This is a genomic window from Fructilactobacillus sanfranciscensis (assembly GCF_029023685.1).
In the GTDB taxonomy this organism is placed as follows: Bacteria; Bacillota; Bacilli; order Lactobacillales; family Lactobacillaceae; genus Fructilactobacillus; species Fructilactobacillus sanfranciscensis.
In genome coordinates this window covers 439,277-461,089 of record NZ_CP118925.1, presented here as the reverse complement: position 1 = coordinate 461,089, position 21,813 = coordinate 439,277, and the positions used below count along the sequence as shown (strand labels likewise).

At 38.2% G+C, this 21,813-nt stretch carries 13 protein-coding genes, 7 tRNA genes and 3 rRNA genes; 3 read left to right on the top strand and 20 right to left on the bottom strand.

Going from position 1 to position 21,813, the window contains the following annotated elements; translation table 11 throughout:
- The first annotated feature begins 4 nt into the window (after positions 1-4).
- A complete protein-coding gene (locus PY770_RS02320; RefSeq protein ID WP_163600934.1) occupies positions 5-1,339 on the top strand; it encodes a C1 family peptidase in 1,335 nt (444 codons plus the stop codon).
- A 108-nt stretch (positions 1,340-1,447) separates the two neighbouring features.
- On the opposite strand, the gene PY770_RS02315 is transcribed toward PY770_RS02320, so the two are convergent.
- Positions 1,448-2,500, bottom strand: a complete 1,053-nt coding sequence (locus tag PY770_RS02315) for a WxL protein host-binding domain-containing protein (protein WP_163600933.1) — start codon at positions 2,498-2,500, stop codon at positions 1,448-1,450.
- 97 nt (positions 2,501-2,597) lie between these two features.
- The gene (locus PY770_RS02310; protein ID WP_056958139.1) at positions 2,598-3,269 is read right to left on the bottom strand and encodes a 2,3-bisphosphoglycerate-dependent phosphoglycerate mutase; all 672 of its coding nucleotides are present in this window, start codon (positions 3,267-3,269) and stop codon (positions 2,598-2,600) included.
- Between the two features lie 182 nt (positions 3,270-3,451).
- On the opposite strand from PY770_RS02310, the gene PY770_RS02305 reads away from it, so the two are divergent.
- On the top strand, positions 3,452-4,642 hold the full coding sequence (locus PY770_RS02305) for an LCP family glycopolymer transferase (protein WP_275046051.1): 1,191 nt from the start codon (positions 3,452-3,454) through the stop codon (positions 4,640-4,642).
- A gap of 92 nt (positions 4,643-4,734) precedes the next feature.
- Here the strand turns inward: PY770_RS02305 and PY770_RS02300 are convergent.
- From PY770_RS02300 to PY770_RS02250, 11 genes are all read right to left on the bottom strand, one after another.
- A tRNA-Leu gene (locus PY770_RS02300) sits at positions 4,735-4,820 on the bottom strand.
- Positions 4,821-4,879: 59 nt separating this feature from the next.
- Positions 4,880-5,317 carry a SprT family protein gene (locus PY770_RS02295; protein WP_163600932.1) on the bottom strand — a complete coding sequence of 146 codons (438 nt, stop codon included), beginning with the start codon at positions 5,315-5,317 and terminating at the stop codon, positions 4,880-4,882.
- A gap of 57 nt (positions 5,318-5,374) precedes the next feature.
- Complete coding sequence (locus tag PY770_RS02290; RefSeq protein WP_275046050.1) at positions 5,375-7,543, bottom strand: Tex family protein; 2,169 nt, start codon at positions 7,541-7,543, stop codon at positions 5,375-5,377.
- 52 nt (positions 7,544-7,595) lie between these two features.
- Positions 7,596-8,435, bottom strand: a complete 840-nt coding sequence (gene nadE, locus PY770_RS02285) for an ammonia-dependent NAD(+) synthetase (RefSeq protein WP_163600931.1) — start codon at positions 8,433-8,435, stop codon at positions 7,596-7,598.
- Positions 8,436-8,446: 11 nt separating this feature from the next.
- Entirely contained in the window at positions 8,447-9,913 is a 1,467-nt protein-coding gene (locus PY770_RS02280) for a nicotinate phosphoribosyltransferase (protein ID WP_014081745.1), read from the bottom strand.
- A gap of 112 nt (positions 9,914-10,025) precedes the next feature.
- On the bottom strand, positions 10,026-10,727 hold the full coding sequence (locus PY770_RS02275) for a GntR family transcriptional regulator (RefSeq protein ID WP_139554933.1): 702 nt from the start codon (positions 10,725-10,727) through the stop codon (positions 10,026-10,028).
- 50 nt (positions 10,728-10,777) lie between these two features.
- Positions 10,778-10,849, bottom strand: a tRNA-Gln gene (locus tag PY770_RS02270).
- Between the two features lie 9 nt (positions 10,850-10,858).
- A tRNA-Tyr gene (locus PY770_RS02265) sits at positions 10,859-10,941 on the bottom strand.
- A 210-nt stretch (positions 10,942-11,151) separates the two neighbouring features.
- The gene (locus PY770_RS02260; RefSeq protein WP_103429170.1) at positions 11,152-12,633 is read right to left on the bottom strand and encodes a peptide MFS transporter; all 1,482 of its coding nucleotides are present in this window, start codon (positions 12,631-12,633) and stop codon (positions 11,152-11,154) included.
- Positions 12,634-12,769: 136 nt separating this feature from the next.
- Positions 12,770-14,116: a type I glutamate--ammonia ligase gene (gene glnA, locus PY770_RS02255; RefSeq protein WP_275046047.1), complete on the bottom strand. Its 1,347-nt coding sequence runs from the start codon at positions 14,114-14,116 to the stop codon at positions 12,770-12,772.
- Positions 14,117-14,131: 15 nt separating this feature from the next.
- Positions 14,132-14,518, bottom strand: a complete 387-nt coding sequence (locus PY770_RS02250; RefSeq protein WP_103429168.1) for a MerR family transcriptional regulator — start codon at positions 14,516-14,518, stop codon at positions 14,132-14,134.
- Positions 14,519-14,788: 270 nt separating this feature from the next.
- Here PY770_RS02250 and PY770_RS02245 point away from each other — a divergent pair, with 270 nt between their 5' ends.
- A complete protein-coding gene (locus PY770_RS02245; protein WP_275045807.1) occupies positions 14,789-16,060 on the top strand; it encodes an ISL3 family transposase in 1,272 nt (423 codons plus the stop codon).
- Between the two features lie 69 nt (positions 16,061-16,129).
- Here the strand turns inward: PY770_RS02245 and PY770_RS02240 are convergent.
- The 7 genes from PY770_RS02240 to PY770_RS02210 form a co-directional block, all read right to left on the bottom strand.
- Positions 16,130-16,202: transfer RNA gene (locus PY770_RS02240), tRNA-Thr, on the bottom strand.
- 59 nt (positions 16,203-16,261) lie between these two features.
- Positions 16,262-16,334: transfer RNA gene (locus PY770_RS02235), tRNA-Asn, on the bottom strand.
- A 9-nt stretch (positions 16,335-16,343) separates the two neighbouring features.
- Positions 16,344-16,460: ribosomal RNA gene (rrf, locus tag PY770_RS02230) — 5S ribosomal RNA — on the bottom strand.
- Between the two features lie 83 nt (positions 16,461-16,543).
- Positions 16,544-19,459 (bottom strand): 23S ribosomal RNA (locus tag PY770_RS02225).
- Between the two features lie 168 nt (positions 19,460-19,627).
- A tRNA-Ala gene (locus tag PY770_RS02220) sits at positions 19,628-19,700 on the bottom strand.
- 27 nt (positions 19,701-19,727) lie between these two features.
- A tRNA-Ile gene (locus PY770_RS02215) sits at positions 19,728-19,802 on the bottom strand.
- A gap of 95 nt (positions 19,803-19,897) precedes the next feature.
- A 16S ribosomal RNA gene (locus PY770_RS02210) occupies positions 19,898-21,475 on the bottom strand.
- The 16S, 23S and 5S rRNA genes sit together here with 4 tRNA genes alongside, the layout of an rRNA operon.
- Between the last annotated feature and the right edge of the window lie 338 nt (positions 21,476-21,813).

Genomic DNA, 21,813 nt, shown 5'->3' with positions numbered 1-21,813 from the left:
TATTATGGATAAATCTATTGAACCAAAGAACATTACCCGTTATGCTAACAACCTTAACGAGTTAGCAGATGCTAATGTCGTACGTCGGGCCGTTACTCATAACGGTATTTTAAAATCAGCAGCTGATTATGAAGCAAACGCTGCAATGGACCCAATTTTTTCAGTTGATGTTTCTAGTCAACACGTTGCTAATCAAAAACAAAGTGGAAGATGTTGGGTATTTGCTGCGCTTAATACTATGCGTACTCAAGTTGAAAACAACTTCAATGTGCCTAAAGATTTTGAATTATCACAAACATTTACATTCTTTTGGGATAAATTTGAAAAATCAAATTATTTCTTAAATAACATTATCAATACTGCTGACCAACCTTTGGACTCTCGAAAAGTTAATTTCTTATTAACTACTCCTCAACAAGATGGTGGTCAATGGGATATGCTTTGTGCCTTGATTGAAAAATATGGAATTGTTCCAAAGTCTGCTATGCCTGAGACTTACAACAGTAACATGTCTTCAGAAATCAACGCAGCTTTAAACACTCAATTGCGTCATGATGCTGTTATCTTGCGTAAATTAGTAAATGACGGTCAAAGTGAAGAAATTATTAACGCTAAACGTGATGATATGATGAATGAAATTTACCGGATGTTAGTTTTTGCTTTCGGTGTTCCAGTTGATAAATTCAACTTTGAATACCGCGATGCAGATAAAAATTATCACATTGACAAAGATTTAACTCCTAAAGATTTCTTCAAAAAATACATTAACTTAGACCTTGAAGAATACGTTTCAATTATTAACTCACCTACTGCTGATAAACCATTTAACAAAACTTACACAGTTGAAATGTTAGGTAACGTAGTTGGTGGAAGAGACGTTAAACACTTTAACCTTCCAATTGAAAGACTAAAAGAATTAACTATCAAACAACTTCAAGCTGGAGAAACAGTTTGGTTCGGTAGTGATGTTTCAATGGACAGTGATCGTAAAGCTGGTATTTTGGATACTGATTTATATCACATCGATGATTTAATGCACACCGACAACTCATTAACTAAAGCTGAACGCCTTGATTATGGTGAAAGTGCCATGAATCATGCCATGGTAATTACTGGTGTTGATTTAGTTGATGGTCAACCTACTAAATGGAAGGTTGAAAACAGTTGGGGCGATAGAGTTGGAGAAAAAGGTTACTTTGTGATGAGTGACGAATGGTTTAGCCAATTCGTTTACCAAATCGTAATTAACAAAAAGTACCTAAGTCCTGAAGAACGTGAACAACAAACTGAAGAACCAAAAGAATTAGCTCCTTGGGATCCAATGGGAACTCTTGCTTAAATAAATACGAAACTAGGTACCGATAACTTAAATTTGTTATTAGTACCTTTTTTAGTGAAACAAAAAGCACTTGAATTCAGCATAATTCGAGTGCTTTCTTATTGATTTTTATTTTTCTAAACCTTCACGTCGATTACGAATTTTTAATAACCACCGAATTAACCCAATAATCAAACCGAATAAAATAATTACACTAATTATAAATAGCCAAGGAATTGAATGAGTAACTTTTGCATTTAAAACAATTGCATCCCAAACTGAAACTGTAAAATCTTTTTCTAAAAAACAAGTTTCACCTTTTACACCTAATTGTGGATCGGTACTTTTGATTTTAACTTTCATAGTATAAGCGCCGGGCGTAATTCTTTTAGTTAACCAAGGAATCTCAAACTTAAATTGACTATTTGGTGCAATTTGTCCATCAACTCGTGATGCTTTGGCAACAACATCATTAGTTCCTTTTTTAACCACCGTGCCTTTATAGCTAATTTGAGATAACATATCTGGATGATTATTAGTAATCATCGCATCAACCATATTATGCTTATACGTAGTGTCAACTTTAACTTTTTTCATAGCAATATTAGGAGAAGATGTTCCTTTGTTAATCCTGATTGCAATTGGATAAGCTATCTTTTTAGCATGATTAGGTTGGGCAACAATATAAATTCCACCTAGAATAGTTCCGTTAAAATTTTTAAACATTTCATTACTAGGAGTTTGAATATGAAAATTTAACTCGCGACTCTCGCCTGGCTTTAATGTAATCTTATTTTCATTAACATCATTGGCCGTTACGATTTGTTTAAAGTCGAATAAGTTCTTAACTGATTTACCTTTGCCATCATAACTAATTTTAGCAACTTTAGACGTAGTTGCTTGGTTTATGCTAGTCGTGAAATCAACTTTTTGATCATGACTTGGATTAGTTACTTTAATGACCAAATCTTGATTAATTTGATCTTGTTTATTAAGTCGAAAATCAAAAAAATTACTATTATTATTTTGAAATTTCAAATTTTTTGTTTGTGGTTCAACTTTTAATGTATCATTTTGCGATACGTTTTCCGCCTTACTAGTGGATTGAAAAGTTACAAATGATCCAACAAAGCTCAGTAAAAGTAATAATAAAAATGTTACTTTTTTTAATTTTTTAAGCATATTTTTCTCCATTCAATCAACAAACTACAAAAGTAAATTAGCAGTTTATACATATTATGGTAATAATTTACAATTTTTAACCATTTTTTAATACAACCTAATTTAAGATTTCCTTTTTCAAAATCCGTAAATCGTGATCTAAAGTATAAATGATTGGTTCTGCATTACCTACTTCAACCCCATCGATTCCTAAATCATCGATGTTCTCAAGATACTTAATTAAAGCTCGTAAAGAACTTCCATGAGCAATAACCAATTGATTATGGTTATTCATCAAACGAGGAGCAATTTCATCAATCCAATAAGGTACTAAACGTTGATAGGCCATTTTTAAACTTTCAGCCCGTGGTTCATCAATTCCAGCATCATGATAACGTCGCAAATCAGGCACCACTTCTAATCTTGGAGGAACTGCTTCAAAACTGCGTCGCCACATCATAAACTGCTCATCACCGACTTCAGCACGAACTTTTTGTTTGTTTTGACCACGCAATGCTCCGTAATGACGCTCATTTAAACGCCAAGTTTTATGTTGTGGAATCCAAAGCTGATTAATTTCGCTCAAAACAATGTTTTCTGAGATAATCGCACGCTTTAAATATGATGTATGGGCATCATCAAACTTAATTTGCAATTCATTTAGTTTGCGACCAGCTTCATGAGCTTCTCGTCTTCCCTCATCTGTTAAGGGAACATCACTCCAGCCAGTAAAAGTGTGGTTATAATTGGCAACACTTTCTCCATGTCGCATCAAAACTAACTTACTCATGTAATCAACCTCGCTGACTCTTTTATCCATTACTAACTATTGTAGCATATCTAAGCCCTTTATTTAATCATTCGTCTTGCTGTAAAAAAATAAATTTACTTAAATTTTTTAAGATTTTAAGACAGAAGTTTAGCATTAAGCTATAATAAGAAAAAGCTTAATACATAACAGAAGGACTTATCATGGCAGAAAATGAAAATAATAATTTTACCCCTAAACGACGTTCTGGAACAAATCATTTTATTAATGATCCCAAAAAATTTAGTTATAATAAAAAAAACAATCATTTAAAATCAAATAATTATCAACCCAAAAACTTTTCAACTCAATCAAATGAAATTGAATATCATCCAATTAATTGGACCATTCTTGTAATTTTATTAATTATTATGATAATTGGCTTAATTTTTGGCTATCAGCAATATAATAAAGCACGTGATACCTTTGGTGATACTTACATGGCATCCCGAAGTTCTCGAAATGTTTCTAAAATTTTAAAAGAACGAAAACCATTCTCAATTCTTTTAATGGGGACAGATACCGGAGCATTAGGAAGAAAAGACAAAGGTCGAACTGATTCACTAATTGTTGCAACGGTTAATCCTAAAACAAATACGACAAAACTAGTTAGTATCCCCCGTGATACTAAAGTTGTTATTCCAGGAGATCGAATGCCATATGAAAAAATTAATGCAGCTTATACAATTGGAGGGCCTAATTCAGCAACCGAAGTAGCTAGTAAATTATTGAATGTTCCCATTGACTTTTACGGAGTTGTCAATATGGGTGGTATCAAAAAAATGGTTAATGCTGTCGGCGGGGTTGATATTACCCCTAACCTAACCTTTAATTACGAAGGAATCAGTGTTAAAAAAGGTAAAAAAGAACATATGACTGGTCAAACAGCACTTCAATATACTCGAATGCGGTATCAAGATCCTCTTGGTGACTATGGACGTCAAATTCGGCAAAGAGAAGTATTAGAACAGATTTTAAAAAATGGTTTGAAAATTTCATCAGTTACTAAATATAGTGATATTTTAAAATCATTAGATGGAAACATTCTCACCAATTTGTCTTTTGAAGATATGATGACGGCTGGTTCCGCATATCGTGGAGCAACTAAAAACCTTCAAGAAGATACTCTTCAATGTGACAACGCTACAGTTGATGGTGTCAGTTATCAAGTAGCACCGAATGGTGAATTGTTAAAAATTTCAAATGAGCTTCGTGAATCGCTTGGTTTAAAAAAATCTCCCACCCTTACAAAAGATCAAAAACACATTAATTCAAATAGCGGAGCTAGCTCTGATGATAGTATTTTTACTGACAATACTAGCGTTAATAATAACGACGAATTAGTTTCAAATTAATTAAAATTCATCTGCAATTTTGCAGGTGTTTTTTTATTCTGCAAAATAAAAAACAGTTCTCATAAGAGAACTGCTTTTTCTACTGCTATTAATGCGGCCAAGAAGATTCGAACTTCCACCGGGAAAACTCCCGACAAGATCCTTAATCTTGCGCGTCTGCCAATTCCGCCATGGCCGCATATGTAACAGTATTTAGTATATCAACAAATCATAAATAACGCAATACAAATCTTAAAATCAATTAGTGTAAATCAATTGTAATTTTCCGCGACACTTACTACATACATATCTTTTAGTATCAATTCGACGTTGCCTTTGGTACTTTAGACCACACTTAGAACACTGATATTCGTATTTATAATTACGTTCAACTCGCGGTGCGTAACGACTACCGCCTACTTGATGTAATAATCGTTTAAATGACACTGTATTATGTTTACCAGAATGACCATTCATATGAAGATGATAGTGGACTAATTCGTGTTTAATAATTCCCACCAAAACTTCTTGTTGACTAGCCATTTTGGGATTTATATCAATGTTGTGGTCTTTAAGATGATAGCGACCCCCGGTTGTTTTTAACCGACGATTAAAATATGCACGGTGTGAAAACGGACGTTTAAAAAATTCTAATGATATATTTTCCACTAAATTTTGTAATTCTTGATCATTCATATTTACTCCTAGTCAATTTTTTTATAACCAAAGATAAATACGTGTTTAATTTTTATATCATTCCGGTTCTATCATAGATAATTGGATTCGTTTCCGATCTATATCAACTGACAGTACCCAAACATCTACAATATCACCAACTGAAACAATCATTGCTGGATCTTTAATGAATTTATTACTCATGTGTGAAATATGAACTAAGCCATCTTGCTTTACACCAACATCCACAAACGCCCCAAAATCAATTACATTACGAACCGTTCCTTGTAATTTCATTCCAGGTTTTAAATCATCAATTTTCATTACATCTGATTTCAATAATGGTGCAGGCATTTGATCACGTAAATCACGTCCTGGATTTTTTAATCCGTTTAGCAAATCAACTGTTAGTTGTTCATCTAAATCTAGTTTATTTGCTAATTCACTTGGATTAACATTATTTAGACTTTGAATAGCTACATCCGTCCCTAATTGATCAACTGATAAATCAAGTGCTTGTAAAATAGATTGGGCTTGATCATAACTCTCAGGATGAATATCAGTATTATCTAGTGGATTATTACCACCAATAATCCGTAAAAATCCAACCGATTGTTCATAGGCTTTGGGTCCAAGTCGTTTTACCTTTTTTAGTTGTTTCCGATTTGTAAAACTACCATTTTCTTCTCGATAATCAACAATATTTTGTGAAATTGCTGCTGATAATCCAGAAATATGTTCCAGTAATTCAACACTCGCTGTATTCAAGTTTACTCCAACTTGGTTAACCGCTGTTTCTACTACTCGATCTAGTTGTTTATCTAAATGTGTCTCTGAAACATCATGCTGATACTGACCAACTCCAACTGCTTTTGGATCAATTTTAATTAATTCGGCTAATGGATCTTGCAAACGCCGACCAATACTAATGGCGGAACGTTCCTCAACATATAAATCTGGGAATTCTTTTCGTGCATTGGAACTAGCAGAATAAACGGAAGCTCCTGATTCATTCACAATCACATAGTGAACTGGAAACTCAATTGCCTTGAGTGCATCTGCTACAAATAATTCGGACTCACGTGACGCGGTTCCATTCCCAATCGCCACCATTTCAACATGATATTGATTGATTAAATCGATGAATTGTTGTTTAGCGTGAGCAATTTTTGCTTCACTAGCTGGCTTAGTTGCGAAAATAATTTGTTTATGCAAAAATTTACCATTTTTATCCATAATGGCTAATTTACATCCAGTTCGATAAGCAGGGTCAAAACCTAGAGTTACCTTTCCTTTAATTGGTGCTTGCATTAAAAGATGATAAAGATTTTTTCCAAAAACTTCAATGGCGTGTTCCTCAGCAGTTTCCGTCAATTTTGCTTGAACATCACGAGTAATTGCTGGCCGAATTGATTTTCGATAGGCTTCTTTAACTGCATCTGCGACAAAGTCAGCTACTGATCCCGTATGTTTGCCAATTACCGTAAAGCTTAAGTATTTCAAAATAACATCTTCATTAACATCAATTTTAACTTGTAAAATCTTTTGTTTTTTCCCACGGTTAATCGCTAGCACCCGAAAAGAAGGAATTGTTTTAATGGTTTCAGAAAAGTCATAGTAATTTGCATAAACTTGATTTTCATCAAGTTCATCTGCCTTACTTTTCAACTTAGTCACAATTAATCCATTTTTTTCCGTGTAATTTCGAATCCATTCACGAAAAATTGCTACATCAGCAACTGATTGAGTAATAATATCAGCTACCCCACTTAAAACTTCGGTAACGTCATTCAATCCAAATGCCGGATTAACGTAACTTTCAGCTAACTGTTCTGGACTTTGGCTCGGGAACTTCATCATTTGATTAGCTAACGGAGTTAATCCCTGTTCGTCGGCAAGCATTGCTTTCGTCTTCCGTTTTTGTTTATAAGGAAGGTATAAATCTTCAACTACCTGAATATCACTAGCTGCTTTAATTTGGTTTTGTAATTGATCAGTTAATTTTCCTTGTTCTGCAATTTTGTTAATTACATCAATTTTACGATTACTAAGTTTTAATAAGCGTTGATAGGTATCTTGAATGTCGCGAATTTGTACTTCATCAAGGCTCCCCGTTCTTTCTTTACGATAACGGGCAATAAACGGAACCGTATTACCTTCATCTAGTAACGATAAAGTTGTTTCGATTTGATGTTGGTTTATGTCAGAAAGGTCCTGACTAACTTGTTTAATAATTTCTTTTTCCACTCCGTTACCTCCAATATAAAAACTCCGTCATAGTAACGAAGTTTTTAGTTGCTTATTTCCAAAATGTATCGTAAACCGTAATTGGTGAATGACGTTTATGTTCAGTCTTCTTGTACCAATTTTCAATGGTAGCAGCAGCTTGCTCACTAACATCTTTACCCTCTAAGAAATCATCAATCTCTTTATAGCTTACGCCCAGTGCTACTTCATCAGGAAGTGCAGGCCGGTCATCTTCTAAATCGGCAGTTGGGGTCTTTTCATAAAGCTTTTTCGGTGCGTTTAAGGCTTCTAACATCGCTCGGCCTTGTCGTTTATCTAAACGCCAAATGGGCGTAATATCAGCAGCTCCGTCACCAAATTTAGTGTAAAAACCCGTGACTGCTTCAGCAGCATGATCAGTTCCTAACACAATTCCTTGATGAGCTCCCGCAATTGCAAATTGTGCAATCATTCGTTCCCGAGCTTTAATGTTTCCTTTGTTAAAGTCTAAAATTTTATCTCCATTAGCTTCTACAGCATTCAACATTGCATCCGTTGCAGCTTTAATGTTAACCCGTTCAACTTGGTCTGCACCAATAAATTCAATGGCTGCCATCGCATCTGATTCGTCAGCTTGTTCTCCATAAGGTAAACGAACTGCGATAAATTGATATTTGTCGTTCCCAGTTTCTTTGCGAAGTTCTGACATGGCCATTTCTCCAAGTTTACCAGTTAAAGTTGAATCTTGACCACCGGAAATTCCTAACACTGCTGTTTCTAAAAAAGAATTTTTTGCAAAATATGCTTTGATAAAATCAACACTGCGCCTAATTTCAACTTGTGGGTCAATTTTTGGTTGGACCTTTAAAGTTTCAATAATTTCTTTTTGAATTTGTTTTTGTTTTTCGTTCATAAGTAATCATCCTATTGTAAACGTTTTTGTCCGCCATTGCGGATTTGTTTAATTAATTTAATCTTATTATCCCATGCTTCTTGTGAAAGGTCGACTGGATATTGTTCCGGATTAAGCATCCGTTTATACTCTGGCCAAAGTAAGCCACGAACCGTATCAGCATATTGTTTAGTTTCCTTTAAAGTTGGTGATTTATAAGTTAATTTACCATCCACAAAGATATCCTTCAATAATGGTTCAGCATTAAAATTAGTAATTGTTTTATTGATGTAAGTATATTGGGGATGGAACATGTAAAGCTCTTTTTCAACACGGGGATCTTCATTTGCTAAAGTTACGTAATCACCTTCGGATTTTCCATCTTTCTTTTCGGTAATCCGCCAAACTTGTTTCTTTCCAGGTGTCGAAACTTTTTCGGCATTATTTGAAAGCTTGATGGTATCAACCATCTTCCCGTCTTTATCTTCAACAGAAACTAATTTATAAACAGCTCCTAAAGCCGGTTGGTCAAAAGCTGTAATGACTTTGGTTCCTACTCCCCAGACGTTAATTTTAGCATGTTGCATTTTCAAACTGCTGATTGTGTATTCGTCAAGGTCATTGGAAGCATAGATTTTGGTGTCGGGATAACCGGCCTTATCGAGCATCTCACGAACTCTTTTAGAGATGTATGCCATATCACCCGAATCAATTCGAACACCATTAAAGTTAATCTTGTCACCCATTTCACGGGCTACACGAATGGCTTCTGGTACTCCACTTTTCAAGGTATCAAAGGTATCAACTAAGAAAACACAATCTTTATGCGTTTCGGCATAGGCTTTAAAAGCATCGTAATCATTTCCAAAGGCCTCAACTAATGAGTGGGCATGGGTTCCTGAAATTGGAATTCCAAATTCTTTACCAGCCAATACATTTGAAGTAGCATCAAATCCACCAATATAAGCAGCTCGAGTTCCCCATAAAGCAGCGGAAACTTCTTGAGCACGACGTGATCCAAATTCAAGAAGTGGATCATTGCCAGCCACACTTCGAATTCGAGCGGCTTTTGTTGCAATCAAGGTTTGATAATTAACAATGTTTAAAATGGCCGTTTCAACTAACTGACATTCTGCAATCGTTCCTTCAACTTGAACAATTGGTTCGTTGTTAAACACCAAGTCCCCCTCATAAGCAGAGCGAATCGTTCCTTGAAATTTAAAGTTACGTAAATATTCTAAAAATTCATCAGAATAATCGCCTTCTTTACGTAAATACTCAATATCAGCATCAGTAAAGTTCAGATTTTTAATGTAATCAATGACGTGTTCCAATCCAGCAAACACTGCATATCCATTTCCAAATGGCATGTCACGGAAATAAACTTCAAAAACAGCATGACGATTTTGCATATTTTTCGCAAAATACGTGGCCATCATATTAATTTCATAATCATCAGTATGCAAAGTAAGGTTTGCATTAACATCTATGGTTGACATTTTTTATTCCTCCAGAATAAAACAAAACTTTGTGACCAAATTATATGAACTAATTCTAACATTAAAAGAGCCAAAAGAAAAAACGCCGAATTAGTTTAACCTAATCAGGCGTTTATTTATTAAGATAAAACTCAAACCGTTGGGCAACATACTGCGTTTCCACAAATTCAAGTGGTTTTTTGTTTTTTAAATATGAAATTTGTTTTAATTTTAGAATTGGATCTCCTGGTTTAATTGCTAACATTTTTGCAACCCGATCATTAGCTAAAATTGCAGAAATGTATTGTTTAGCACTAGCTGGAATAATCCCTTTTTTAACTTCTAACGAACGATAAAATGATTCAGTAACGTCAACTTGCTTAATCCCTTGAATTAACTTTGCACTAACCGTTGTCGTCTCTAAGCAAATTGGTTCTCCATCACCTAAACGTAATCTCTCCATTCGTAAAACTCGTTCATTGTCTTTTAATTCTAGAGCTTGAGATTCCTTGAAAGTTGGTTCAATGATTTTATAGGATAAAGTTTTACTACTGGGGGTCTTTCCCTCAGTTTCCATTGTTTCTGTAAAACTAGAAATTCCAGACATATGTTCCTGGACCTTCTGACTGGTCACAAAAGTTCCCGATCCAATTGCACGCCGAAGTAAGCCTTCATCAATTAATGTTTGAACAGCTTGCCTTAAAGTCATTCTGCTGACATGATATTCATCCGCTAAACGTCGTTCGGATGGAATCCGAGAGCCAACTTTCCATACTTCATTCTCAATTTTTTGTTTAATGTCATTATGAATTTGAATATACACTGGTAAATCCATGATTCCTCCTAATAAAAAAATCGACTGACATTATGTCAGTCGATTAAATATTGGGCTAGCTGGGATCGAACCAGCGCATACTAGGATCAAAACCTAGTGCCTTACCGCTTGGCCATAGCCCAAAAATAAAATGGAGGGGAGTGGATTCGAACCACCGAACCCGAAGGAGCGGATTTACAGTCCGCCGCGTTTAGCCAGACTTCGCTACCCCTCCGCATTGATTAATTGATTAGGTCACCCAATCAACATATATAATATTAATGGATATTGATGATCTTGTCAACAAAATATCCAAAAAAAATCAAAAAAATTTGAATTTTTTTTACATACCCTATCCAATCTATTATCAACCTAATTATAGTTAAAAATGTGTACAAAAAAAGGACTGAATTTAATAAATTCAGTCCTTTAATATTAATTTTACTTATTCAACATTTTCCATTAATTTAATAATTGGTTTAACAAAGAATAATAAAACTACACTAGCTACTATTGCTACCAAACCAATAGTTCCATAGTAAGCTATTTCATTTCCCGGTGTATAAAAACGAGCAATTTGTGAGTTAACTGCTTGTCCGGCTGCATCTGATAAGAACCACATACTTAACATTTGTGCACCAAATGCTTTAGGAGCTAATCGTGTAGTAACTGACAAACCGATTGGTGAGATAAGCATTTCACCAATTTCAATGATTGCCCAACTACCAACTAACCATAGCGGGTTAATTTTAGCAGAAGTTCCAAAAAGGAAAATTGGAATGACCATTAGTAAGAATGATAGACCTGAGAAAAATAGTCCATAAGCAAACTTTTTAGGTGTTCTTGGTTGTCTTTTACCAAGCTTGCTCCATAAAAGCACAAATAATGGAGTATAAAGCATAATAAATAATGGGTTTAGTGATTGATACCAACTTGGATCAATGTTTAACCAACCTAAATGGTTATTGGTTTGTTCTGTGGCAAAAATTGCTAAAACACTTGAACCTGATTCTTCAATTCCCCAGAAAATTACTGCACCAATGAATAATGGGATGTATGCAAGTACCTTCTTATGTTCATCTGGAGTAACTTTTTTACTTCGTAACATGATTACAAAATAAATAATGGGTGTGACAATTGCAACGACACTTAGTAATGAAACAAAATTATCAATAGTAAGAACATTCATTTGTTTCATAACAGCCAAAATACCAGCAAAAACAATCAAACCGGCAATAATGATAAATGTAACTTTCTTACCTTCTCCATCAAGCAAAGGATCAGAAGGTTTTGCACCATCTTCACCAAGGGTTTTGTTACCACCAAAGTAATAGAATAAAAGACCAAAAAACATTCCAATTGCGGCAAGTGAAAAACCAACATGGTAATTATATGAAGAAGAAAACCATCCACAAACTAATGGTGAAATAAAAGCTCCAAAGTTGGTTACAAAGACGAAAATCGTAAACGCACTTTCGCGACGAAGATCATCTGGTTTATATAATTTACCAACCATATCAGAAATATTTGGTTTTAAAAGACCTGTTCCTAAAGTAATGAAGGCAATTGAAGCGAATAATCCTACAATTCCGGCAGAAGGTATTGATAAAGAAATGTGTCCAAACATTATCAAAATCCCACCATATAAAACTGTTCGACGACTACCTAAAATTCGATCACTAACATATCCACCAACAACTGATGCAAGATATACTAATGAACCATAAATTGCCATAATTGATAAACCAGTGGTTTGTGATAATCCCAAACCACCTTTAGCTACTGTGGCAACAATGTAGTAAAGAAGAATTGCTCGCATCCCGTAGTAACTAAATCTTTCCCAAAATTCAGTTCCAACTAACGCAGCTAATCCTTTTGGTTGACCAAAAAACGCATGATCCATATCTTTTTTATTTCCCAAAATCATCTCTCCTATTTAATAATATAAAGTAAGTATACTCTACATTTTATGTTTATTCAATTTGAACATTTGTATACGAATCAACTAAAAAACGACCTAATCATGTTAACTAGGTCGTTTTGTTAGCTATTTAGGTGTTTTTTTAAAGCATATCTAAATAACGATCACGTTCCCATTGAGAAACGTTTTGACTATATGAAGTCCATTCCATATTTTTTGCATCTAAGAAGTTTTGGTAAATATGTGATCCTAAAGCATCCTCCATTAGTGGATCTTTAGAATATTCAGCTAATGCATTATGCAATGATGTTGGTAATTTCTCGATGTGGTCAAGTTTAAGTTCTTGTCCATCCATTGAGTAAATATTACGATCAACTGGTTCTTCTGGTTCAATTTTATTTTTAATTCCATCTAGTCCAGCTTTTAAAATGGCAGCAATTGCTAAGTATGGGTTAGCTGATGGGTCAACACTTCTTAATTCAAGACGAGTTCCCTTACCACGAGCGATTGGGACACGAACCATTGGTGAACGGTTAGCGCCAGACCAAGCAATGTATACTGGAGCTTCAAATCCTGGAACTAAACGTTTGTACGAGTTAACAGTTGGGTTACATACGGCAGTTAATGCTTTCGCATGTTTCAATAAACCACCTAAGAAGTAGTATGCTGTTTGTGATAACTGACCGTCACCATTTTCATCATAAAAGGCGTTGTTTCCATCTTTATCAAAGAGTGACATATTCATGTGCATTCCAGAACCGTTTACACCATTTAAAGGTTTAGGCATGAATGTTGCATATAAACCATAACGTCTAGCAACTGTTTTAACTACCATTTTGAAAGTTTGAATGTGATCAGCTGCAGCAACTGCATTGTCATATTCAAAATCAATTTCGTGTTGACCTGGAGCAACTTCGTGATGAGAAGCTTCTACTTTAAAGTTCATCTTTTCAAGTTCAAGAACCATATCACGACGAACGTTAGCAGCTAAGTCCATTGGTGCCAAATCAAAATAACTACCTTTATCGTTTAATTTTTTAGTTGGGTGGCCATTTTCGTCTAATTCAAATAAGAAAAATTCTGGTTCAGGTCCAATGTTAAAATCACTAAAACCTAATTCTTTCATTTCTTCAAGAACTCGCATTAAATTTTTACGAGGATCTCCTTTAAATAGTTTTCCATCTGCCGTATAAACAGCACAAGTAATTCTAGCAACTTTACCATGTTCGTCGCCCCATGGAAATACCATCCAAGTATCAAGATCTGGATGTAAATACATATCACTTTCTTCAATTCTCACAAAACCATCAATTGAGGATCCATCAAACATTAACTTTCCTGCTAATAATTGGTCTAATTGACTAATTGGAACTTCAACATTTTTAACTGTACCAAGTAAATCGGTAAACATTAAACGAAGGAAACGTACATCTTCATCTTTAACCATTCTTTTAATATCATCAGGTGTATATTTTGCCGTCTTTTCCATTACTCTATCTCCCTTTTATAAATAACCTTGTTTGAATTGAGGATCGTTATCAACATAGAAGCCACCGGCTTTCATGATATCATCACGGAGGTACTCACGAACTCGTTCGTCACTGACAGTTTGTCTTTGATTACTATTCTTACTAGCAAGTCGGCGACGTTGCTTTTCGTAAACCCGTTTCACTTGTTCAATATTCATACCTTCATCTAGATAATCTTTAACTTCTAAAATTCGATCAATATTGTTTAGTGAATAGAGACGACGATTACTTTCAGTCCGTTTTGATTTTACTAAACCACAATCATCGTAATATCTAATCTGGCGTGCGGTTAATGATGTTAATTTCATTACTGTACCCATCGGCAAAACTGCCATTGAGCGTCTTAATTCCTTTTCACTCATATTAATAGCTCCTCATTGGTAGTAATGATAATGGTATTTATTTAAATGGTCAACAAGTCATGTTACATTTCATTACATACAGAGCATAAAAAAAAGGAATCCACCAAATTGATGAATTCCGGTTCTACAATATCTGTTGTTGGTAATAGATTTTCATCTATTACTGATGACAGATTTTTTATTTATGGCTAGAATAAAAAAGCGGACATTTCCTGTCCGTTCATCCAAGTCAACCACCACGAAGATTTTTCAGAAAGAAGGAAATGCCCTATGTGTAATGATACTACAAAATTATTATTAGGAATAGCTGACGAGAACCTAAAAATTACTGACGGTGAAACTGGAGAAGACGGGGTTATTCGCTTAACTGGCCACTTGGATTACACGCCGAAGGCTTGTCCCAAGTGCGGGATTATCAATGATCAAAAGATTATTAACTACGGCTGGCGCAATACCACTATCAGATTCTCGAAGGTTCTGAGCAACACCGTCATCTTAGCCTTAAAGCGCCGCTATTTCCACTGTAAAGAATGTCACGGCAACTTTCTTGCACAAACAGTGACAGTTCCGAAACACTGTACAATTTCAAACACCAGCCGCAAAGAATGCCTAGAGAAGCTCGGTGAACCGGTCTCTTTGAAGCACATTGCCAATGAAGTATCGGCATCAGATTCATTTGTGGGCCGCCAGTTAATGCGCGCTGAACGAGACTTTCAAACCAATTGGCACTATTTACCAGAGATCATCTTAATGGATGAGGTGAAGAGTACCAAGAGCGCTACTGGTACCATGAGCTTTGAGTTCATGAATGGCGAAACCCATGAATTAATCGACTTACTCCCTTATCGAACCATCAATAAACTAGAGAAGTATTTTTACCGCTTCGATCAAGCTGCCCGAGAAAACGTCAAAATTATTGTGACTGATATGAATTATACCTACCCCAAGCTTGTGCAGACCGTGTTCCCCAATGCCATGGTGGTCATGGACAAGTTTCATATTATCAACGCCCTAAATCGGGCGTTTAACAAAACCAGAATCAAGGTGATGAAGAAGTTTACCCCGTCTTCTCGCGAATTTCACGCCCTTAAGCGCTACTGGAAGCTGTTGTTAGTACCAACTGAACAGCTTAACTTTGAACAATTCAAAAAGTGGACTAATTTTCCTTACTGGATGGCTGCCACCGATGTTGTCCATCAGCTGTTATCGTTGGATTCAGAACTAGAACAAACTTATCAAGTCTTAAACAGCGTCCGGTCAGCTGTCCAACATCAAGATTGGCATAACTACAATGCGGCATTTTGGAATAACAAAACGTATTCTGAAGAAATGAAGAACACGATTAAAACACTTGAAAGCCATCATGATGAGATTCGTAACACCTTTACCACACACTATTCAAATGGTCCTTTGGAAGGTTCTAATAATAAAATCAAGGCGATCAAACGAGCCAGTTTTGGCTATCGCAGCTTCTGGAGGTTTAGAACTCGAGTACTATACGTTTTCAAAATCAAAACAAAAAGAGCCCTAATCACGAAGTGATTAGAACTCGAAATATGGATTCACCAACAACAGTTGACGAAGAGCCTGAATTCCTTTTAAAATTATAAATGCTGATTAGAGGAGTCGAACCTCCGACCTTCGGTTTACGATGCCGATGCTCTACCAACTAAGCTAAATCAGCAAAAATAACATTATATAAGTCAAAAGCGCTAACCAGGTAGTTAACGCTTCTTTACTTAACTCCGACAGGCGGGCTCGAACCGTCGACAACCTGATTAACAGTCAGGTGCTCTACCAACTGAGCTATGTCGGAATAATAACCGCGTGGCAACGTCCTATCCTCGCAGGGGGCGATCCCCCAACTACTTTTGGCGTGCTGAAGCTTAACTTCTGTGTTCGGCATGGGAACAGGTGTATCCTTCAGGCTATCGCCACCACACTATTTTTTGTGAGAACTTTGTTCTCTCAAAACTAGACAATATTATTTTCTTCCGATTAACTTCCATCGTATCTTCATTCTACTTGGTTAAGTCCTCGACTGATTAGTATTAGTCCGCTTCACGTATCACTACGCTTCCACTTCTAACCTATCTACCTGATCATCTTTCAGGAGTCTTACTTCCATATAGGAATGGGAAATCTCATCTTGAGGCGAGTTTCACACTTAGATGCTTTCAGCGTTTATCTCATCCATACATAGCTACTCAGCAATGCGCCTGGCGGCGCAACTGATACACCAGCGGTATGTCCATCCCGGTCCTCTCGTACTAGGGACAGCTCCTCTCAAATTTCCTGCGCCCGCGACGGATAGGGACCGAACTGTCTCACGACGTTCTGAACCCAGCTCGCGTACCGCTTTAATGGGCGAACAGCCCAACCCTTGGGACCAACTACAGCCCCAGGATGCGATGAGCCGACATCGAGGTGCCAAACCTCCCCGTCGATGTGAACTCTTGGGGGAGATAAGCCTGTTATCCCCAGGGTAGCTTTTATCCGTTGAGCGATGGCCCTTCCATATGGTACCACCGGATCACTAAGTCCGACTTTCGTCCCTGCTCGACCTGTTTGTCTCGCAGTCAAGCTTGCTTTTGCCTTTACACTTTAGGAATGATTTCCAACCATTCTAAGCAAACCTTTGAGCGCCTCCGTTACTGTTTAGGAGGCGACCGCCCCAGTCAAACTGCCAACCAGACACTGTCTCCGCGCACGATCAGTGCGCAGGGTTAGAGTGTTCACATAACAAGGGTAGTATCCCACTGACGCCTCCACCGAGACTAGCGTCCCGGCTTCTATGGCTCCTACCTATCCTGTACAAGTTATGTAAACACCCAATATCAAGCTACAGTAAAGCTCCATGGGGTCTTTCCGTCCTGTCGCGGGTAACCTGCTTCTTCACAGGTATCTTAATTTCACCGAGTCTATCGTTGAGACAGTACTCAAATCGTTACGCCTTTCGTGCGGGTCGGAACTTACCCGACAAGGAATTTCGCTACCTTAGGACCGTTATAGTTACGGCCGCCGTTTACTGGGGCTTCATTTCGGTGCTTCGCCGAAGCTAACACTTCCACTTAACCTTCCAGCACCGGGCAGGCGTCAGCCCATATACTTCATCTTACGATTTTGCATAAACCTGTGTTTTTGATAAACAGTCGTTTGAGTCTTTTCACTGCGGCTGGCCGTGAGGCCAGCACCCCTTCTTCCGAAGTTACGGGGTCATTTTGCCGAGTTCCTTAACGATAGTTCTCTCGCTCACCTGAGGATACTCTCCTCGACTACCTGTGTCGGTTTGCGGTACGGGTAATTAATTACTAACTAGAAGCTTTTCTCGGCAGTGTGACGTCAGATACTTCTCTACTTAAATTTCGATCCTCATCATCGCTTGTCAACCCGCTTAAAAGCATTTGACTCTTAAACTGACTTACGATTTGAACACACATTTCCAATCGTGTGCATATCTTAGCCTACTGCGTCCCTCCATCGTTCAAACATAATTAACTAGTACAGGAATCTCAACCTGTTATCCATCGCCTACGCTTCTCAGCCTCGGCTTAGGTCCCGACTAACCCTGGGTGGACGAGCCTTCCCCAGGAAACCTTAGTCATTCGGTGGATCAGATTCTCACTGATCTTTCGCTACTCATACCGGCATTCTCACTTCTAAGCGCTCCAGTAGTCCTTACGGTCTACCTTCATTGCCCTTAGAACGCTCTCCTATCACGCAACATAGTTGCGTCCGCAGTCTCGGTAATATGCTTAGCCCCGGTAAATTTTCGGCGCAGAATCACTCGACTAGTGAGCTATTACGCACTCTTTAAATGGTGGCTGCTTCTGAGCCAACATCCTAGTTGTCTATGCAACTCCACTTCCTTTTCCACTTAGCATATATTTAGGGACCTTAACTGGCGGTCTGGGCTGTTCCCCTTTCGACGATGGATCTTATCACTCATCGTCTGACTCCCGGACATAAATCAATGGTATTCGGAGTTTATCTGAACTCAGTAATCCTAGATGGACCCCTTGCTCAAACAGTGGCTCTACCTCCATGATTCTAATTCCGAGGCTAGCCCTAAAGCTATTTCGGAGAGAACCAGCTATCTCCAAGTTCGTTTGGAATTTCACCGCTACCCACACCTCATCCCAGCACTTTTCAACGTACACGGGTTCGGACCTCCGGTGCGTATTACCGCACTTTCATCCTGGACATGGGTAGATCACCTGGTTTCGGGTCTACGGCAACATACTATGGCGCCCTATTAAGACTCGCTTTCGCTACGGCTCCGCTTTTTCGGCTTAACCTTGCATGCAACTGTAACTCGCCGGTTCATTCTACAAGAGGCACGCCATCACCCATTAACGGGCTCTGACTGCTTGTAGGCACATGGTTTCAGGAACTATTTCACTCCCCTTCCGGGGTGCTTTTCACCTTTCCCTCACGGTACTGGTTCACTATCGGTCACTAGGGAGTATTTAGCCTTGGGAGATGGTCCTCCCAGATTCCGACGACGTTTCACGTGTGTCGCCGTACTCAGGATCCTGAACTGAGGGTATTCGATTTCGTTTACGAGACTATCACTCTCTTTGGTGTAGCTTTCCAACTACTTCAACTATCAAATACTTTTGTAACTCAAATGTTCAGTCCTACAACCCCGAACCACAAGGGTTCGGTTTGGGCTATTCCCCGTTCGCTCGCCGCTACTTAGGGAATCGAAATTTCTTTATATTCCTGTGGGTACTTAGATGTTTCAGTTCCCCACGTCTGCCTCTGCATAGCTATGTATTCACTATGCAGTGACCAGTCATAACACTGGTCGAGTTTCCTCATTCGGAAATCTCCGGATCAAAGCTTACGTACAGCTCCCCGAAGCTTATCGCAGTTAGTTGCGTCCTTCATCGGCTCCTAGTACCAAGGCATTCACCATGCGCCCTTATTAACTTAACCTATAATCCTACGGATTATAAATTATTTGAGTTTTAGCGATTAAAACTAATTAAAAAACTCAAAAATAACACAATGGTTATTTCTCGGTTCAATTATATAAAAATATAATTATTACAGAAAATAATATTATCTAGTTTTCAAAGAACAAAAATGACACTTACGTGTCAATGGAGAATAGCGGGATCGAACCGCTGACCCCCTGCTTGCAAAGCAGGTGCTCTCCCAGCTGAGCTAATTCCCCATAATATTCAAAACCGACTTTTCGGTATGGGCCTAAGTGGACTCGAACCACCGACCTCACGCTTATCAGGCGTGCGCTCTAAACCAGCTGAGCTATAGGCCCAAAAAGCGAATACTATGAATATAAAATTTTAAGAGTAAATACTCTCAAAACTGACCAAGATTTTGATTAATGTAAGGTTCCGAATTATTCCTTAGAAAGGAGGTGATCCAGCCGCAGGTTCTCCTACGGCTACCTTGTTACGACTTCACCCTAATCATCTGTCCCACCTTAGGCGGCGGACTCCTAAAAAGGTTATCCAACCGACTTTGGGTGTTACAAACTCTCATGGTGTGACGGGCGGTGTGTACAAGACCCGGGAACGTATTCACCGTGGCATGCTGATCCACGATTACTAGCGATTCCAACTTCATGCAGTCGAGTTGCAGACTGCAATCCGAACTGAGAACGACTTTAAGAGATTAGCTTGACCTCGCGGTTTCGCAACTCGTTGTATCGCCCATTGTAGCACGTGTGTAGCCCAGGACATAAGGGGCATGATGATTTGACGTCATCCCCACCTTCCTCCGGTTTATCACCGGCAGTCTCTCTAGAGTGCCCAACTTAATGCTGGCAACTAAAGACAAGGGTTGCGCTCGTTGCGGGACTTAACCCAACATCTCACGACACGAGCTGACGACAACCATGCACCACCTGTCATTCTGTCCCCGAAGGGAACGTCTAATCTCTTAGATTGGCAGAAGATGTCAAGTCCTGGTAAGGTTCTTCGCGTAGCATCGAATTAAACCACATGCTCCACCGCTTGTGCGGGTCCCCGTCAATTCCTTTGAGTTTCAACCTTGCGGTCGTACTCCCCAGGCGGAATGCTTAATGCGTTAGCTGCGGCACTGAAAGGCGGAAACCTTCCAACACCTAGCATTCATCGTTTACGGCATGGACTACCAGGGTATCTAATCCTGTTTGCTACCCATGCTTTCGAGCCTCAGCGTCAGTTACAGACCAGATAGCCGCCTTCGCCACTGGTGTTCCTTCATATATCTACGCATTTCACCGCTACACATGAAGTTCCACTATCCTTTTCTGCACTCAAGTTTATCAGTTTCCGATGCACTTCTCCGGTTAAGCCGAAGGCTTTCACATCAGACTTAATAAACCGCCTGCGCTCCCTTTACGCCCAATAAATCCGGACAACGTTTGCCACCTACGTATTACCGCGGCTGCTGGCACGTAGTTAGCCGTGACTTTCTGGTTAGATACCGTCATACCGTGAGCAGTTGCTCTCACGGCTGTTCTTCTCTAACAACAGAGTTTTACGAGCCGAAACCCTTCTTCACTCACGCGGCGTTGCTCCATCAGACTTTCGTCCATTGTGGAAGATTCCCTACTGCTGCCTCCCGTAGGAGTATGGGCCGTGTCTCAGTCCCATTGTGGCAGATTACCCTCTCAGGTCTGCTACGTATCATTGCCTTGGTGAGCTATTATCTCACCAACTAGCTAATACGCCGCGGGTCCATCCAGAAGCACTAGCACAAAGGCCAGCTTTCAAACAAGAACCATGTGGTTCTTGTTGTTATACGGTATTAGCATCTGTTTCCAGGTGTTATCCCCTTCTTCTGGGCAGGTTACCCACGTGTTACTCACCAGTTCGCCACTCAGTCGGATCCAAAATCATCTTAGTGCAAGCACTAAGAATCAATTGGGCGACTTCGTTCGACTTGCATGTATTAGGCACGCCGCCAACGTTCGTCCTGAGCCAGGATCAAACTCTCATTTTAAAAATGAGAACTTTACTAGCTCTTATTTATTTGTTTTTGCAAATTGACATTGCATATTTGTTTAATCTTTAAACTAAGTTTAAAGATTATCCTTACACTTATTGTAATCAAAATCTTGTTCAGTTTTCAAAGATCTACTCAAGCACCCGTAACAGTGCATTAACTATATTACATGGTTATACCATAAATGTCAATAAATAAAATGTATTTTTTAACATTTAAATAAAAATAGTAATACTCTCTCACAACCATATAAATATTACTCTCTTACCAAATTGTTGTCAACAATAATTTGAACTTTTTATAATAAAAAAGTGATTGAATTCAATTGAATTCAA

Excerpts from the sequence above, each read along its gene's own strand:
- PY770_RS02305 (WP_275046051.1), top strand. The coding sequence starts at position 3,452 with ATGGCAGAAAATGAAAATAATAATTTTACCCCTAAACGACGTTCTGGA.
- PY770_RS02320 (WP_163600934.1), top strand. The coding sequence starts at position 5 with ATGGATAAATCTATTGAACCAAAGAACATTACCCGTTATGCTAACAAC.
- PY770_RS02245 (WP_275045807.1), top strand. The coding sequence starts at position 14,789 with ATGTGTAATGATACTACAAAATTATTATTAGGAATAGCTGACGAGAAC.
- PY770_RS02310 (WP_056958139.1), bottom strand. The coding sequence starts at position 3,269 with ATGAGTAAGTTAGTTTTGATGCGACATGGAGAAAGTGTTGCCAATTAT.
- PY770_RS02250 (WP_103429168.1), bottom strand. The coding sequence starts at position 14,518 with ATGAGTGAAAAGGAATTAAGACGCTCAATGGCAGTTTTGCCGATGGGT.
- glnA (WP_275046047.1), bottom strand. The coding sequence starts at position 14,116 with ATGGAAAAGACGGCAAAATATACACCTGATGATATTAAAAGAATGGTT.
- PY770_RS02260 (WP_103429170.1), bottom strand. The coding sequence starts at position 12,633 with ATGATTTTGGGAAATAAAAAAGATATGGATCATGCGTTTTTTGGTCAA.
- nadE (WP_163600931.1), bottom strand. The coding sequence starts at position 8,435 with ATGAACGAAAAACAAAAACAAATTCAAAAAGAAATTATTGAAACTTTA.
- PY770_RS02315 (WP_163600933.1), bottom strand. The coding sequence starts at position 2,500 with ATGCTTAAAAAATTAAAAAAAGTAACATTTTTATTATTACTTTTACTG.
- PY770_RS02275 (WP_139554933.1), bottom strand. The coding sequence starts at position 10,727 with ATGGATTTACCAGTGTATATTCAAATTCATAATGACATTAAACAAAAA.
- PY770_RS02295 (WP_163600932.1), bottom strand. The coding sequence starts at position 5,317 with ATGAATGATCAAGAATTACAAAATTTAGTGGAAAATATATCATTAGAA.
- PY770_RS02280 (WP_014081745.1), bottom strand. The coding sequence starts at position 9,913 with ATGTCAACCATAGATGTTAATGCAAACCTTACTTTGCATACTGATGAT.